The 17,045-nt window shown below is 39.5% G+C and carries 12 protein-coding genes and 1 other annotated feature; of the genes, 7 read left to right on the top strand and 5 right to left on the bottom strand.

The genetic code is table 11. The features are described 5' to 3' along the window. Window positions 1-398 precede the first annotated feature (398 nt). On the top strand, window positions 399-1,403 hold the full coding sequence (gene ccpA, locus B1B04_RS11645; RefSeq protein ID WP_079561638.1) for a catabolite control protein A: 1,005 nt from the start codon (window positions 399-401) through the stop codon (window positions 1,401-1,403). Between the two features lie 105 nt (window positions 1,404-1,508). Here ccpA and B1B04_RS11640 read toward each other — a convergent pair whose 3' ends face one another. The 3 genes from B1B04_RS11640 to B1B04_RS11630 are packed head-to-tail and all read right to left on the bottom strand — an operon-like array spanning window position 1,509 to window position 3,972. Next, window positions 1,509-2,669 (bottom strand): acetoin utilization protein AcuC, encoded by a 1,161-nt coding sequence (locus tag B1B04_RS11640; RefSeq protein WP_079561637.1) that lies wholly within the window; start codon window positions 2,667-2,669, stop codon window positions 1,509-1,511. Then, on the bottom strand, window positions 2,666-3,316 hold the full coding sequence (locus B1B04_RS11635; RefSeq protein WP_079561636.1) for an acetoin utilization AcuB family protein: 651 nt from the start codon (window positions 3,314-3,316) through the stop codon (window positions 2,666-2,668). Before B1B04_RS11635 ends, B1B04_RS11640 begins: the two co-directional genes overlap by 4 nt. A 23-nt stretch (window positions 3,317-3,339) precedes the next feature. Next, window positions 3,340-3,972 (bottom strand): GNAT family N-acetyltransferase, encoded by a 633-nt coding sequence (locus tag B1B04_RS11630; RefSeq protein WP_079561699.1) that lies wholly within the window; start codon window positions 3,970-3,972, stop codon window positions 3,340-3,342. Window positions 3,973-4,316: 344 nt separating this feature from the next. Here B1B04_RS11630 and acsA point away from each other — a divergent pair, with 344 nt between their 5' ends. The 5 genes from acsA (at window position 4,317) to B1B04_RS11605 (ending at window position 10,889) form a co-directional block, all read left to right on the top strand. Continuing rightward, window positions 4,317-6,044: an acetate--CoA ligase gene (gene acsA, locus B1B04_RS11625; protein ID WP_427483205.1), complete on the top strand. Its 1,728-nt coding sequence runs from the start codon at window positions 4,317-4,319 to the stop codon at window positions 6,042-6,044. A 474-nt stretch (window positions 6,045-6,518) separates the two neighbouring features. Continuing rightward, window positions 6,519-7,553 (top strand): N-acetyl-gamma-glutamyl-phosphate reductase, encoded by a 1,035-nt coding sequence (gene argC, locus B1B04_RS11620; protein ID WP_170938965.1) that lies wholly within the window; start codon window positions 6,519-6,521, stop codon window positions 7,551-7,553. A 105-nt stretch (window positions 7,554-7,658) separates the two neighbouring features. Beyond that, window positions 7,659-8,891: a bifunctional glutamate N-acetyltransferase/amino-acid acetyltransferase ArgJ gene (gene argJ / locus B1B04_RS11615; RefSeq protein ID WP_079561634.1), complete on the top strand. Its 1,233-nt coding sequence runs from the start codon at window positions 7,659-7,661 to the stop codon at window positions 8,889-8,891. Then, a complete protein-coding gene (gene argB / locus B1B04_RS11610) occupies window positions 8,854-9,627 on the top strand; it encodes an acetylglutamate kinase (RefSeq protein WP_079561633.1) in 774 nt (257 codons plus the stop codon). The genes argJ and argB overlap by 38 nt, the downstream gene beginning before the upstream one ends. 131 nt (window positions 9,628-9,758) lie before the next feature. Further along, window positions 9,759-10,889: an acetylornithine transaminase gene (locus tag B1B04_RS11605; protein ID WP_079561632.1), complete on the top strand. Its 1,131-nt coding sequence runs from the start codon at window positions 9,759-9,761 to the stop codon at window positions 10,887-10,889. Window positions 10,890-11,236: 347 nt separating this feature from the next. Here B1B04_RS11605 and B1B04_RS11600 read toward each other — a convergent pair whose 3' ends face one another. Continuing rightward, window positions 11,237-12,118 (bottom strand): NAD-dependent epimerase/dehydratase family protein, encoded by an 882-nt coding sequence (locus B1B04_RS11600; protein ID WP_079561631.1) that lies wholly within the window; start codon window positions 12,116-12,118, stop codon window positions 11,237-11,239. A 92-nt stretch (window positions 12,119-12,210) separates the two neighbouring features. Beyond that, window positions 12,211-15,309: a transglycosylase domain-containing protein gene (locus B1B04_RS11595; protein WP_079561630.1), complete on the bottom strand. Its 3,099-nt coding sequence runs from the start codon at window positions 15,307-15,309 to the stop codon at window positions 12,211-12,213. A 102-nt stretch (window positions 15,310-15,411) separates the two neighbouring features. Continuing rightward, window positions 15,412-15,615, top strand: a binding site (T-box leader). A gap of 73 nt (window positions 15,616-15,688) precedes the next feature. Here B1B04_RS11595 and tyrS point away from each other — a divergent pair. Then, window positions 15,689-16,957 (top strand): tyrosine--tRNA ligase, encoded by a 1,269-nt coding sequence (gene tyrS / locus B1B04_RS11590; RefSeq protein WP_079561629.1) that lies wholly within the window; start codon window positions 15,689-15,691, stop codon window positions 16,955-16,957. Window positions 16,958-17,045: the final 88 nt, after the last annotated feature.

Raw genomic sequence — 17,045 nt, 5'->3', positions numbered from 1 at the left:
TAGCACTACGCTTTCGCGCAAAAAACATCTGTTGGCACAAAGCCTCCGGTGGATGTCACGGAATCGGGAAGGAGTTTAATATAGGAAATTAGCCTAAAATCATCGCATCCATGCGATATCGGCTAACTGACCTGTATCCTGTTGTTGCTGCCGCTACGTTAATACTGCGCTTTCGCACAAAAAACATCTGCAGGCCTAAGCACAAAGCCGATCCCAGACGCAATATAAACACCGCTTGCTTTAATTGGCAGGCGGTGTTTACTATATAGTGACAAAATAATGTCTAGAAGAGTACTACTTGTACTTGGTTTTTCTTTTCATATACATACTGCTTCTTGAAAAGAATATGAAAATTATCGTATGATAAGGCTATTAAAGGAAAAAGGGAGGCACGTACGATGACTGTTACAATTTATGATGTTGCAAGAGAAGCAAATGTTTCTATGGCAACTGTCTCTCGTGTAGTCAATGGTAATCAAAACGTAAAACCGGCAACACGAAAAAAAGTATTAGAAGTGATTGAACGATTAGAGTATCGTCCAAACGCAGTAGCGCGAGGATTAGCAAGTAAGAAAACAACAACAGTTGGCGTGATTATCCCGGATATTGCAAACAATGTTTATGCGGAGCTGGCGCGTGGTGTTGAGGATATTGCAACAATGTATCGTTACAATATTATTTTAGCCAACTCAGACCAACATGAAGATAAAGAGCTTCAGCTACTGGATACAATGCTGGGGAAACAGGTTGACGGTATTGTCATGATGAGTGACGAAGTAACTGAAAAAATGCAACAAACTATGGATCACTCTCCTGTGCCAATTGTACTTGCAGGTTCAGTAGATGAATCACAAACAATTGCGACTGTTAATATTGATTATTACCAAGCAGCATATGAGGCGGTTACATTACTTATTCAAAATGGTCATAAGCGAATCGCTTTCGTAACAGGTCCGCTTTCGTATACTATTAATGGAAAATTCAAACTTGCAGCTTATAAAAAAGCCTTACAAGATGCAGGTTACCCTATAGATGAATCACTAATCGCTGCAGATGAATCGAGTTATGATATGGGCTTAGAGGCGTGGGAAACATTATCCTCACTTGAAAATCCTCCAACTGCTTATTTTGCAGGTAGTGATGAATTAGCAATTGGATTAATTCATGGTGCACAGGATGCAGGCAAAGATGTACCTGAGGATATCGAAGTAATTAGCTTTGAAAATTCAAAATTAGCTCGGATGGTTCGTCCACAGCTAACAAGTGTCGCGTTACCACTGTACGATATCGGAGCTGTCGCAATGCGCTTGCTGACAAAATTAATGAGCAAAGAGCCTGTTGAGGACGAAGCGGTTATTTTACCGCATCGTATTGAACATCGACAATCTGTCAAAAGTAAATAACGATACTTAACACGTAAATCTGTTTAAGGATTTACGTGTTTTTATATAGTCGTATAGATGACTAAGAGCAAACGAAAAGCCCCACGATTGTCGTGAGGCATATTGTTAAGCGCGGTTCTCATTGCGAATAATATGTAGCGCCTTGGTTAGCATTTGCGTGTTTTTTTCTTCAATTTCAGTCTTTCTAGGGATTGGCTCATATAGTGGGTTTGGATCCTCCCAAGTTGGAATCAAAGGCACTGGTGACTCAGGCTGCCAACGATCTAACCATGCTTGAGGGAGGGGTCCTGTTGGAAATTGCTGATCTGTCATTTCAAGCCAAAGCATAGACCATGCGCGAGGCACAACACGCCAAATATCGTAGCCTCCACCGCCAACAGCAATCCATTTCCCCCCACAATATTCATGTGCTAATTTATGTGCAAGCTTTGGAATTTCTCGATAAATTTTCATTGTTCCATATAAATGTGTTAATGGATCAAAAAAATGTGCATCTGCGCCGTTTTGTGTTAGCACAACATCCGGCTTGAAAAATTCAAAGACTTCTCGCATAGCTTTTTCATATATTTCTAGGAAACTCTCATCTTCCGTAAAAGCATCAATTGGAAAATTAAAAGAAGTGCCATAACCCTGTCCATTTCCACGTTCCGTAATATTACCAGTTCCGGGGAAAAGATAACGACCTGTTTCATGAATAGATAGTGTACAAACATCTGGATCTTCATAAAAACTCCATTGCACTCCATCCCCATGATGGGCATCGGTATCTACATAAAGTACACGAGCCTTGTATTTTTCCTGCAAATAGCGAATGGCTACAGAACTATCGTTATAAATACAAAAACCTGATGCACGGCCACGGAAGCCATGATGTAGCCCTCCACCTAGATTGAGGGCGTGCTCGGCCTTTCCTTCCATAACATAATCGACAGCTGTTAACGTTCCACCGACAAGCTGTGCACTTGCTTCGTGCATATTTTCAAAAATGGGTGTATCTTCAGTACCGATGCCATAGCTTTCACATTGTGCTTCTGAAAGCTCGCCATGTCCTGCTCTTTTAACGATATCAATATATTTTTGATCATGCGCAAGTAATAGCTCTTCCTCTGTAGCGACACGAGCTGGAACGATATCCAAATCATTAAGAGCATCAATATTCTTTAGCAAATCCATTGTAAGTGTCAAGCGTTTATGATTAAAAGGATGAGTATCTGAAAATTTATATCCGAGTTGCTCTGGTGAGTAAACAAATACTGCTTTTTTCATTGTAATGAAACACCTGGTAAATTTGGCCATAATACATCGAAGCCTTCTTTACGAAGTTCTTCAATCATAGCTAGTGGATTCAGGGTTTTTACTCGGACACTTAATATTTTATTTTGCGTATTTTCAGAGTCAGGATAAACTAAGACGCTTTGGACATTTGCATGATGTTCGCTAAAAATTTTTGTGACTTCAAATAATATTCCTGGCGTATCGGCTACACGAATTTCAATTTTTGAGCCGGGTTCAGTGGCGCCTGTTAACTCTATATATGTATAGAGTAAATCTGTAGTAGTTACAATCCCAACTAATTTCCCCCCAGAGACAATGGGTAAGCATCCTATTTTGGATTCATAAAAAGTAAGAGCTACTTCTTCTACGAAATCAAGCGGATGACCGACAAGTGGATTTTTAATCATAATTTCTTCCACTTTTGCATTAAAAACTGGAGAGTTAGGCTCATCCCGTAATGAGGAAGGTAAAGCCTCTTTTATATCTCTTTCTGTGATAACCCCAAGAACGTGATGTTCCTCATCTACAACTGGCAAATGACGTACTTTTTTCTCACGCATTAATTTCAGTGCTTCAACGACTGTATTTGTCGGAGCCAGTGTGTGAGGCTCATCATTCATAATTTCTTCAACGATCATATACTCATCCCCTTGTGTTGGTTTTAATACATGAAGCGATTTCTAAAACGAAGTCTATCAAATCTTTCCATTGTCTCAGGGGGTACGCGTTTTCCTTCACGTGCCATCAAGCAGTTAGCAGGATGTGATGTAATTTCAGGGTCATCTGTAGCAAAATATTCGAAGTTGGCAGAGCCCATCATTTTCTCCATCATTTTGCGATAATCCCAAACATTTAAACCAGTCCCTTTTAAGTCCCAATGCCAATAATATTCGGTAGTGATAACAAGATAATCTTCCATTTCATCTCCCATAAAAGACACGGCTAGTAGTGCCTTACCAGCACCTGTACCACGATATTCTGGAATGACTTCAATAGCACCTAGCTCAATCATGTTATCAATTCGATCTTCCGCCCATCGTTCAAGTGGATCGGGATATAAATAAGTGACGTAGCCTACAATAATGTTTTCATTTCGAATAATAATAATTCGTCCTTCAGGAAGCCCTGCAATTTCTATAATGGCTTGCTGTTGTTGCTTTGGAGGTCTAAAAGCAACCAAGCCTTCGTGGAATGAATATGTAGCTAATTTTTCTGGAGGAACAGGTCCTTCCACATACACAGTACCATGCTTTGTTTCCTTTGTGACAGAAAAAAAAGTTCTTTTATGTTCCATGATTACACCACCTGAGTTTAATAATTCCATTATAGCTGATTTCCTGCGGAAAAACGCTATTTATTGCAAAATATACCCGAGTTTTTAGAAAAATAAAAATATTAAGACAATCTTGATAAATTCGTGTAAAATATATGTATATTGCAACTGTTATTAAACAGATGAATGTAGTGTGAATAAGCATCCACTAATTTTATACTACCTAAACTGTTGTATAACAATTGCTACATAACGTATTTGTCTTTGGAGATGGTGGCGGATTTTGAAGGGGGAAAATAATGAAATTACGATTTGAAATTTGCTTACTAATATACTAAGGCGATAGCAAAGAGAGGGGTAGTTTCATGGGGATGAAAATGTTGGAGAAGTTGAATGCTTTACCGGGGCAATACAATTTGCTTGATTATGAAAAAGCTGCGGCAACACATGAATGGGCAGAGACAGAAAAGGGATTTAGTTGGTATGAAACAGGGCTTGTGAATATGGCATACGAGGCAATTGACCGTCATACGGAAACGCATCGAAAAAACAAAGTTGCACTTTATTTTAATGATGGAAAACGTAAAGAGGCTTATTCTTTCAATGAAATGAAGAAGCTGACAAATAAAGCTGCAAATATTTTTAAGGCAGCAACAAATTTAGAAAAAGGTGATCGATTATTTATTTTTATGCCCCGTTCACCGGAGCTTTATTTTTCTTTATTAGGCGCTTTGAAAATGGGCGTTATCGTAGGTCCATTATTCGAGGCATTTATGGAAGGCGCTGTTTATGACAGACTTGCAGATAGTGAAGCTAAAGTATTAGTGACAACACCAGAGTTACTTGAACGTGTACCTTTAGAAAAACTACCACATTTGCAGCAAGTCTTTTTAGTAGGGTCTGATATAGAGGAAACAACACAAATTTTAGATTTTAATAGACGCTTGAAAGAAGCATCTTCTCTATTTGACATTGAATGGGTAGACAGAGAGGATGGTATGATTCTTCATTATACGTCTGGATCAACAGGAGCACCAAAGGGAGTATTGCATGTTCATAATGCAATGCTTCAACAATATCAATCAACACAATGGGTATTAGATTTGCGTGAAGACGATATTTATTGGTGTACCGCTGATCCAGGATGGGTGACAGGCACAGCATATGGCATTTTTGGTCCATGGTTAAATGGTGTCACAATGCTAATTGTTGGTGGGAGATTTTCACCACAAGCTTGGTACCAAGCTATTGAGGATTATAGTGTAACAGTTTGGTATAGTGCACCAACTGCTTTCAGAATGTTAATGGGTGCTGGTAGTGGTATACTTGAGAACTATGATCTATCTTCGGTACGTCACATTTTATCTGTTGGTGAGCCGTTAAATCCAGAGGTCATTCGTTGGGGGACTGATGAGCTAGGTCACCGTATTCATGATACATGGTGGATGACAGAAACGGGTGCGCATATGATTTGTAACTATCCTTCTATGGATATTAAGCCAGGTTCAATGGGTAAACCATTACCAGGTATTCATGCGACGATTGTTGATGACGCTGGTAATGAAGTACCGCCTTTTACAATGGGAAATCTAGCAATCCGACGCGGTTGGCCAGCGATGATGCGTCAAATCTGGGGAAATCCAGAGCGTTATGAATCCTATTTCTTAAAAGGTGAATGGTACGTGACTGGGGACTCTGCCTATATGGATGATGATGGTTACTTCTGGTTCCAAGGACGTGTAGATGATGTTATTATGACAGCTGGCGAGCGGGTAGGTCCTTTCGAGGTAGAAAGTAAGCTACTAGAGCATCCTGATATCGTCGAGGCAGGGGTGATTGGCAAACCAGATCCTGTACGAGGTGAAATTATTAAAGCGTTTGTATCCTTACGTGAGGGTGTAGAACCTTCAGATGCATTGACTGAGGATATTCGCAATTTTGTTAAGAGGGGCTTATCTGCACACGCAGCACCCCGTGAAATCGAATTTAAGGATAAGCTACCAAAAACGCGTAGTGGTAAGATCATGCGTCGAGTGTTAAAGGCGTGGGAGTTAAATTTACCAACAGGTGATTTATCTACGATGGAAGATTAATTTTGTAATATAAGAAGCAGGAATTTATTCGGTCGACGAAAAATTCCTGCTTTCTTTTTTGAGAAAGTATAACTTCATTCAACGGGATATTTACTTCAATTTTACCGTTAGTTACTAAAAAAGCAGAAAAGAGTATACAAAAATTATTTGCATAATAAAACATCTCCTTTTAAGTAGAAAAATGCCTTACTCGATATAAAAGTAGTTATTTTAAAACGTATGCCATGTTGATTGAAGTGGAGACTGGGCGACTCCTTGGGGATCAGCGTTACAGATGAGACCCTGGAGCGAGCAAGCGAGTGAAGCGGCTCATCGGACGCCCCCAGGAAAGCGCCCAGTCGGAACGGAAATCAACCACACGTTATGATGATAATTGGTAAATATTTAGAAAAGTTTAAATATAAATAAAAATTCAATTGACTTAATAATTATGCAGACGTATACTAATTTTAACTTAATTCAGAGGTGAGTGCATTGAAAGTAGGAATTGTTGGTGCAACCGGATATGGTGGATTAGAGCTTATTCGATTTTTACATAATCATAAAGCGGTGGAGCGGATCGATTTATTCACATCCTCAGAAGAAGGTGTTATTTTTTCTTCTAAGTTTGGTCATCTCGTTCATATAGCCGATACACCTTTACAAAAAATAGATTATGGGGCTTTAGAGAAATTTGATGTTGTTTTTACAAGTACGCCTTCAGGGGTGACAAGTGAGCTATTACCTCCGCTGGTAGGGAAAGGTCCTAAATTAATAGACTTGTCTGGTGACTTTCGTTTACAAGATCCAGCGAGCTATGAAGCGTGGTACGGTAAAAAAGCGGCACCATTGGAAATCATTCAACAAAGTGTATATGGCTTAACCGAATGGAATGCAGAAAATATTCAACATGCTTCTCTTGTCGCAAATCCAGGGTGTTACCCAACAGCGGTATTACTTTCGTTGTTACCGTTGCTAAAAGAAAGATTGATTGATTCGAGCTTTTTAGTAATTGATGCAAAGAGTGGGATTTCAGGAGCCGGAAATAAACCATCGCAAACAACGCATTTTAGCGAGGTGAATGAAAGTTTATCAATCTATAAAACGAATACACATCAGCATATACCAGAAATTGAGCAGGCCATTTCAATGTTTACAGGGGCCGATACAACTATTACTTTTAATACGCATTTAGTGCCAATGACTAGAGGGATTTTATCTACCTCATATGCCCCTGTTATGCCTGGTGTTACAGAAGAGCAGCTAGTAGCTTGTTTACAGAGTGCTTATGAAAAGCATCCGTTTGTACGGATTGTTACAGATGCTAATAGTCTGGGAACAAATCGCGTTAAAGGTTCGAACTATTGCGATATTTCCGTGAAAGTAGATAGCCGTACGAATCGTGCCACAATCGTTGGCGTCATCGATAATTTAGTCAAAGGGGCTGCTGGGCAAGCCATTCAAAATATGAACGTTCAATTTGATTTACCACAAATTACAGGACTAGATGTCGTTCCATTCTTTATTTAACTTCTTTCAGAAAAATGTTTTAAGTAGCGAAAGTATAGCGTCAGCTTCAAATGTTTCTTATCTCTTATGTCGAGGATAATTGATTAACTAAGGAGGAAAGATTTTATGACATTAATAGCATCCGCAAGTATGATGAAAAAATTATCAATTAAAAATATTGTTTCACCAAAGGGCTTTAAAGCTGCGGGTTTACACTGTGGTTTAAAGCATAAGAAAAAGGATTTAGCTGTATTAGTCAGTGAAGTACCGGCGAGTGTAGCAGGTGTCTTTACAACGAATGCTGTGCAGGCAGCACCATTAAAAATAACGAAAGAAGTAGTGTACACAACGAAAAAAATGCAGGCGATGATTGTCAACTCCGGAAATGCTAATGCGTGTACAGGGAAGCAAGGGGCGAAGGATGCACAAACAATGCAATCCCTAGTAGCGGAAAAGCTTGGTATCGAGGCAAATTTAGTAGGAGTTTGCTCAACAGGTGTCATCGGTGAAATTATGAATATGGAGCCAGTAGCAAATGGGATTAATCAGTTAGAGCCAAAGGATAATTTAGAAAGTGCGATTGATTTTGCCCAAGCGATATTAACAACAGATACCGTTATGAAAAACACAAGTTACAGCACTATCGTTGATGGCAAGGAGGTTATTATCGCTGGTGTTGCAAAAGGTTCGGGGATGATTGAACCAAATATGGCGACAATGCTAGGTTTTATTACGACTGATGCAAATATTGAATCAGATGTTCTACAGGCTACTTTATCTGATATAACAAATTTGACTTTTAATGCAATTACAGTGGATGGAGATACATCTACAAATGACACAGTAGTTGTGATGGCAAACGGCTTAGCGGGCAATGAAGCTCTAACTCCTAATCATCCGGATTGGCAAAACTTCTACTTTACATTGAAAACAGTATCTCAAGACTTAGCGAAAATGATTGCCAAAGATGGTGAAGGTGCAACGAAGCTGATTGAGGTAGAAGTCGAAGGGGCAATTTCGGATGAAGAAGGACGTAAAATTGCTAAAACAGTAGTCGGTTCACCGCTTGTGAAAACAGCAGTATTTGGCTGTGATGCAAACTGGGGACGTATTATTGCAGCTGTAGGCTATAGTGGCGCAACGGTTGATCCGGAAAAAATTACGATCAAAATTGGCGGTGTAACTATGGTTGAAAACGGTGAGCCAGTTCCATTCTCGGAGGATGAGTTAATTCAAATTTTAAAAATGCATGAAGTGAAAATTTATGTGTCACTTGGTATTGGAGAAGGCAAGGGGCATGCTTGGGGATGTGATCTAACTTATGACTACGTTCAAATCAATGCCTCGTATCGCTCGTAAACGAATGGTCATTAAGCTTGGGGGTAGTACGCTAGAAGGCTTACATGAATCATTTTTTGAGAATTTTAAAAAACTTCAAGAGAGCGGTGCAGAGCTTATTATTACCCATGGTGGTGGCCCAGCTATCAACCGTGAACTTGCGGAGCGTGGAATAAAATCACATGCTATAAACGGTATTCGTGTAACGAGCGAAGCTGTAATTGATATCGTACAGTCAACGTTATTAGGAAAGGTCAATCCAGCGCTTGTTCATGAATTAACAACGGCTGGCATAGCTGCAATTGGTTTAAACGGATTTGATGATCAGTTGATTGTAGCCGATTACCTAGACAAAGATATATTCGGTTATGTTGGTGAAGTAAAGACCGTTAATACATCGTTACTAGAAGCATTAATAAATGCAGGGGTAGTACCAGTTATTGCTTGCGTTGGAGCGGATGTACATGGTCAGGCATTGAATATAAATGGAGATACGGTAGCAAGTGAAATAGCACTAGCTTTAGAGGCAGATAGCTTATTACTTGTAACAGATGTAAATGGTATTCGAATAAACGATGAATATCAATCGAAAGTAACACCTTCTTTCATCAATCAGTGGATTAATGAGGGGCATATTTACGGTGGGATGATACCTAAGGTTCAAGGAGCTCTCGAATGCTTAAATGCAGGTATTCCATCCGTGCAAATTGTTGGGGAATCCTTAGTAGGTACGACAATTTTATCTCATTTGAATTAAATGCTTGTCTTCACCTTTGAAAGTTACTCTTCGTTATAGTTGGAATGACTGTTCTAATGGCATATAGGTAGCAATATAGTTGAGTAAGATTGAAGATTTTTTTAGCTATGAATTTAAGTAGGGGTGATTAGATGAGTGCTTTATTTGGAAACTATGGCAAACGCCGCGCCCAAATTGTCAAAGGGCAAGGAACAGTTGTTGAAGATGCTGCTGGGAAGAAATATTTAGATTTTACAAGTGGAATTGCAGTAGTGAGTCTTGGTCATGCACATCCTGCGATTGTGGAGGCTATTCATGATCAAAGTAGAACGCTTTGGCATACTTCTAATTTATTTGATATTCCTGGTCAGGAGAAGGTTGCACAAAAATTAATAGCTGATACACATTTTTTATATGCATTTTTCTGTAATAGTGGTGCGGAAGCAAATGAGGCAGCCATCAAGCTTGCACGTAAGCATACAGGGAAAAATCATATTATTACTTTCGAGAAATCCTTTCATGGACGAACTTTTGGAGCAATGTCCGCAACAGGTCAGGGCAAGGTACATAATGGCTTCGGACCACTTGTTGAAAAATTTACAATTCTTCCTTTTAATGATGTGGCAGCACTTGAAGCAACGATTGACGATACTGTCGCAGCAATAATGTTGGAGATGATTCAAGGTGAGGGCGGCGTTAACAGTGTATCACCAGAGTTCGCAGCAGCAATAGCTAAAGCTTGTGACGACAAAGGAATATTACTAATAATCGATGAGGTTCAAACGGGTATTGGACGAACAGGAACAAAATATGCTTTTGAACAAACGATTTTAAAGCCGCATATTGTGACGTTGGCAAAAGGGCTAGGTGGAGGCTTCCCTGTCGGTAGTATGATTGGCACAGCAGAGCTATATGAAACGTTTAGTCCTGGCACACATGGGACAACATTCGGTGGAAATCCACTTGCAATGCGTGTTGCTGAAACTGTGCTAGATCATGTCTTTGAACCTGCATTTTTACAAAATGTACAGGAGCTATCCGCATATTTTGTGAAGGAGTTAAAAGCGAATCTCCCTTCTACGTTTACCGTACAGGGCCAAGGCTTACTTCTTGGCATTTGCTGTGGTGATACTGAGGTAGCCTCGTATATAACTGCGGCAGAAGAAAACGGCTTATTGTTAGTAGGTGCAGGGCCAAATGTTATACGTTTATTACCTCCATTAACCGTGTCAAAAGCAGAAATCGATGAAGCAATTGCGATTTTAAAAACGATACTGCTGTAGTATCTGGACAATTATATACGATAAAAAAATCTGCTAGACTCCTTTGCAAGAAATCTAGCAGATTTTTTAATGCTTATCTCCAAAATTGGGGATGATATTATTTAAAAAATATGCCATGTATATAAGTTGATTGGAGTGGAGACTGAGGGGCAGCGATAGAGGAACGAAGGCGAAAAACATCACATCCTGTGATATGCCTTCGTGACCAACGTCGGTGCTGTTGTTGCCGCCGCTGCGCTTTCGCACATTCCAAAACCTTTTGCTGTCGCTGAGCTTTCGCACAAACAAAACCAAAGCCTTCGCTATGGTGATATGTCTTTTAGTTAGTAAGATCTTATCCTGTTATGTTATTGCAGCTCTTTTACTAATGTTTTTACTAGTGTAGGGAGCCAATCGTGAAGTTGACTAAATGTAAAGCCTGCCGCTTCTGCCTTTGCAGTTGACATGTACCAATCTGCTGGAATCCCATATGGTGACTGCGACTTTTCATTGCCACCTACAAGAGATATTTTTGCATGCTTTCCGGTTGCATCTTCAATAAGACCTAGCAAATCCTTTAATGAAATTGCACCTTCCGCTGTTGCGTTATAAGTGCCTTCAATTGGTGTAATACCAGCAAAATACAAAAATGCAGCTGCTTCGTCATCTGTAATAAAGCTCATTTTTGCTTCAATATTTGGCAATGAAATAGGCTGTTCCTGTAAAATTCGTTCAACATGAAAATGTAAACGGCGTGTATAGTCGTTCACACCCATAACAATTGGGAAACGAACGGCGACAACAGGAAACATAGCTTCTTTGAAAAGTACTGCTTCTGCTAGACGCTTACCTTCACCATATGAAAAATCTTCGCGATTCCCCATTCGAATTTCATAATTAAATGGATTAAAATCTTCTTCTGTTTTGACAATCCCGTCTATTTCGTAAGTAGATAGAGTAGATGTAAAAACGAGCTTTTTCGTTTTACCTTCTAAAATTTCACATATTTTAAGAGCTTCATTCGGAGAGTAGCAAATATTATCATAGACAATGTCCCATGTAGTACTTGATAGCGCCTGTGATAATGAATCGGCATCATCTCGATTAACAATTAGCTGCTTCACCTTTGTACCAAAAGGATTTCCACTTTGTCCACGTGTTAAAATAGTTACATTATGTCCATTTTGAAGACAAAGCTCAACAAGTTTTTTACCAAAAAGGCGGGTGCCTCCTAAAACTAAAATGTTCAATTATTTCCACCCCTTCGAATTTATAGTCACCTATATAATGACAAAAAAACAGGCATACTACAATTACTTTTCAAATGTAGTATGCCTGTTTATTATTGTTTAGGTGGGTCAGTCGGCGGAGTAGTATTTCCGTTGTTTCCTCCATTAGAGCCGTTCCCGTTATTTGAGCCATTCCCAGTGTTACCGGAACCGTTGCCGTTTGAGCCATTTCCAGTGTTACCGGAACCGTTGCCATTTGAGCCATTTCCAGTATTACCGGAACCGCTGCCGTTATTAGAGCCATTTCCAGTGTTACCGGAACCGTTGCCGTTATTTGAGTTGTTCCCGTTACTACCATCAGACCCATCGCCATTCTCTGAGCCGTTTCCATTTTGGTCCGAGTCATTGCCGTCAGTCGGTGGAGTAGTTGTTGGGACCTCTTCTTCCTTGTCTTTTTCAGGTTGTTTTTCACTTGCGTCGCCACCCGTAGAAACGGTATTGGATTGCGCTGAAGTTAAACCTGTAATATCTACAGCGACAACAACATAGGCATGACCACTTGCTACCGTCATGCTTTGTGAAGATTCAAGCACTGATCCAACAAGGGTTCTTTCGCCATTTGTTACTCGATAAATTCGGTAACCGACTACATCGTTTGAAGAGCCTGTCCATGATAATGTATTTCCATTAATTGAAGCAGATACTGCTGCTGGTGCATTATTATCTGCTGGGAAATCAACACCTGATACCGATGAATTCGCTAATGTCGAATTTTTTGGTAATAGGCTGGCCGGATTACCGCCAAGTGGGCCTAGCATTCGTTTAATAAATGCCTGATTTATTCCTGCACCGCTTGCTTTTACAAATTCTGATGGTGTGCTAGGAAGGGCATTATAGGTTTTACCTTTTATTGTAACAACGCTTGAAGAAGCTAAGCTATCATCAGCTTGTGAAGGTAAAAATACTTTTGCATTAAACAAATCAGAGCGCACGAGACCAGCATTAGCACATGCTGCAGATGGCGCTAAACCAGAAATACCACAGAATGATGCAGTGACAACGTTTTTCGGTTGCACAAATCTATTTTTAGGGGCGATTAACTGTGGATCTACATCATATACAGAATTCATTAATGTTCCCCATAGCTTGTTAATTCGCACACTAGGCTGCTGATACGTATTATTAAATGTATACAGTGACTGATTGTTATCATATCCCATCCATACACCAAGAGAAACATTCGGGTTATAGCCAACTAGCCACACGTCTTTGTAGTTTTGTGAAGTACCTGTTTTAGCGGCAAAGTCAGAAGAGAATTTTAATGTATTTCTTGCGACTGTACCTGTTCCTTTTGTTAACACATCTCGTAACATATCTGTAATGATATATGAAGTTTCAGGACTAAATACTTGTTCAGGTTTAACTTCGTGTTTATATATGATATTTCCATTTTGGTCTTCAATTCTATCGATCATATAAGAGTCTATGAATTGACCACCATTTGCAAAAGTTGCAAAGGCATTGGTGTTCTCTTCAACAGTAATACCTTCTTTTACGCCTCCGATACCAGCTGCAATGTTTGTGAAGTCATCGGGCTTTAGGGTTGTAATCCCCATCTTTACTAAATAATCGGCAGGGCGTCTGTTAAGAATACTATGATATAGTCGTAAAGCTGATAAGTTTTGTGAATCTGCTAGTGCCTCACGTGCTGGAATTAGTCCTCGTTCATCACTAGTAATATAGTTGCTCGGGCTCCAGCTACCAATCGAGAATTTTACGTCGACTAATGGGCTACCTGCACCGATTACACCGTATTCTATTGCAGGTGCATATACGAGTAAAGGTTTCATTGTTGAGCCATTTGAGCGTTTTGCCTGTGTAGCATAGTTATAACTTTTTAATTCAAAATCACGACCACCGACAAAGCTTAAAATACGTCCGGTAGTATTTTCAATTAAAATACTTCCAACCTGTACAGGCATTTGAACATCAATTTCTTCACCTGTTACAGGGTCTTTGTCTTTAACAGTGTAAGTATGACCGTAAGTTTTAAAGTTTTCCGCTGCGCTTTGCATCGAATCGTACATATCTTTATTAATAGTTGAATAGATACGATAACCTTTTGAGCGGACATCACGATCTGCTAAAATCGTATACTTTTCTTTTAATTTTGTTTCATTTTTTAAGCGTTCTGGATCAACACCATCTGCTTCTGCTAGTTTTTCCGCAATAATGTCTCTTGCGCGACTTTCAAGCTCATACGTTAGCCAAGGATAGCGATCTTCTGCGCGCATCTCCGGTGAACGGAAGTCAGCAGTGATATCGTAAGCAAGTGCTTCTTTATATTGAGCTTCGTTAATATAACCTGCGTCTTTCATACGATAAAGTACAGTTTTCATACGATCAATACCCGGTTGCAGAGCTTCTTTACTTTTAAGTACACCTGTATTTGTGAAAGGTGTGTAAGCAAAAGGTGATTGAGGTATACCAGCTATATATGCTGCTTGAGGAAGTGATAAATCCTTTGCTTTTACATTGAAAATACCTTCAGCAGCTGTTTCTACCCCTGCAATGTTTCGACCGGAAGCGTTACGACCATAAGGAATTATGTTTAAGTAGGCCTCTAAAATTTCTTCCTTTTTCATAAAGTGCTCTAAACGCATCGCAAGTAAAAGTTCTTTTGCTTTTCGTTCATAAGATACTTCATTTGTTAATACTTGGTTTTTAATAAGCTGCTGTGTTAGTGTAGAACCACCTGTTTGTGTAGAAGAGTTGGTTACGTCTTGAAGTAACCCGCGGATGACGGCTTTCGGAACTATTCCGTTATGTTCACGGAAATACTCGTCCTCTGTCGCTAATACCGCATTAACAACATCAGGTGAGACAGCGTTTAATGTTGTTACTCGACGGTCTAAATCTGTACGTAATTTTCCGATATAAATATCGTTGGCAAAATAAATCTCACTTGTTGAATCATAGTTGAAAATTTCTTTTCGTAATTCTTCCTTAGAGCGTAGTGGCTCTTCTTTTACAAGTGAAGCAAAATAGCCAGCGCCAACTGAACCGGCAAATACAGTGCCTACCAATGCAAAGACTAAAAATAGTAAAAATAAGTTCCAGGCAACACTTCCTGAAATACGTAATTTCTTCATCCATTTTTGTTGAATTAATTCATCGATCTTTGCATTGATTTTCTCAATCCAATCTTTCAATGTATCGACCTCCTAAAATCTTGTCTATTATAGCACATATTGATTTAGGTCGAACATAATTATTGACAATGAAAAAGAATCGTTTAGAATTATGCTTATAGTTTTCTAGCGAAGAAGAGCTTGCAGTAGTGTCTATATTCCCTGTATAGAGAGCCAGCGGTTGGTGAAAGCTGGTCATAATGTAGAGACGAATTACGTGCTTGGAGCTTAGACGTGCGCGCCTGCGATAAAGGCGGTTGAATGAAGAGGAAGATGGATGACATCTTCAAGCTGGGTGGTACCGCGTTAGTTTATAACGTCCCTGCATGCAATATTTTGCGTGTAGGGACTTTTTTGTTTCTCCCTACACGGAATTATTAAACCCTTAGGAGGAATAAAAATGACGAACGAATTATTACAAGACTTAGAATGGCGCGGATTGTTATACCAACAAACTGATGCTGAAGGTATGGCCAAATTATTAGATGAACAATCTGTATCTTTATACTGCGGTGTTGATCCAACTGCGGATTCTATGCATATTGGACATATTGTGCCTCTTTTAACGCTACGTCGATTCCAAAAAGCGGGTCACCGTCCAATTTTATTAGTTGGTGGTGCGACTGGGATGATTGGAGATCCATCTGGACGCTCTGAAGAACGCCAATTACAAACGGTTGAGCAAATTGATAAAAATGTTCAAGGTATTCGTAGCCAATTAGAGCGTATTTTTGAATTTGCAGAAGATGGTAATGGTGCTCAGTTAGTTAATAACCGTGACTGGATTGGCAATATAAATACGATTGAGTTTTTACGTGATTATGGGAAATTAATTAACGTGAACTACATGTTAGCAAAAGATACAATTGCATCACGCCTTGATACAGGGATTTCATTTACTGAGTTTGCGTATACATTAATTCAAGGTATTGATTACAATCATTTATACAACCATTACAACTGTCGCATTCAAGTAGGTGGCTCTGATCAGTGGGGGAATATTACGACTGGTTTAGAAGTTATTCGCAAAACACATGAGGAAGAGACAAAAGCTTTTGGTATCACAATTCCGTTAGTAACGAAAGCAGACGGTACAAAATTTGGTAAAACAGCAGGTGGCGCTGTATGGTTAGATAGTAAGAAAACATCTCCATATGAGTTCTACCAATTCTGGATTAACGCTGCGGATGCTGATGTTGTAAAATACTTAAAAATCTTCACATTCCTTTCTCGTGAAGAAATTGAAGCTTTAGCAGTATCTGTAGAAGAGGAACCACATTTACGTAAGGCACAAAAAGCGCTAGCTGAAGAAATGACTCGTTTAGTTCATGGTCAAGAAGCATTAGACCAAGCAATCCGCATTACAGCTGCTTTATTCTCAGGTGACTTAAAAGCACTTTCTGCTGATGAAATGAAGGATGCGTTTAAAGATGTTCCTTCTATTGAAATGGCGAAAGAAGATAAAAATATCGTGGAGTTACTTGTGGAAGCAGGTATTTCTCCTTCAAAACGTCAAGCGCGTGAAGACGTAACGAATGGTGCGATCAGCGTGAACGGTGAAAAGGTCACTGAATTAGAATATGTCATCGACAGCAAAGATCGTTTAGAAGATGCATTCAGCATTGTTCGTCGCGGCAAGAAAAAATACCATATGGTGAAGTTTGTTTAATTCAGACTTATACAACAAGACATCCCCTCAATATTTGAGGGGATGTCTCTTTTGGATGGAAATCAACCCCTCTCTTTGCAGAAGAGCC

Source organism: Lysinibacillus sp. KCTC 33748 (genome assembly GCF_002237755.1).
GTDB lineage: Bacteria > Bacillota > Bacilli > Bacillales_A > Planococcaceae > Lysinibacillus.
The sequence above is the reverse complement of the archived record's forward strand: the minus strand, read 5'-3'. Positions and strand labels throughout refer to the sequence as shown.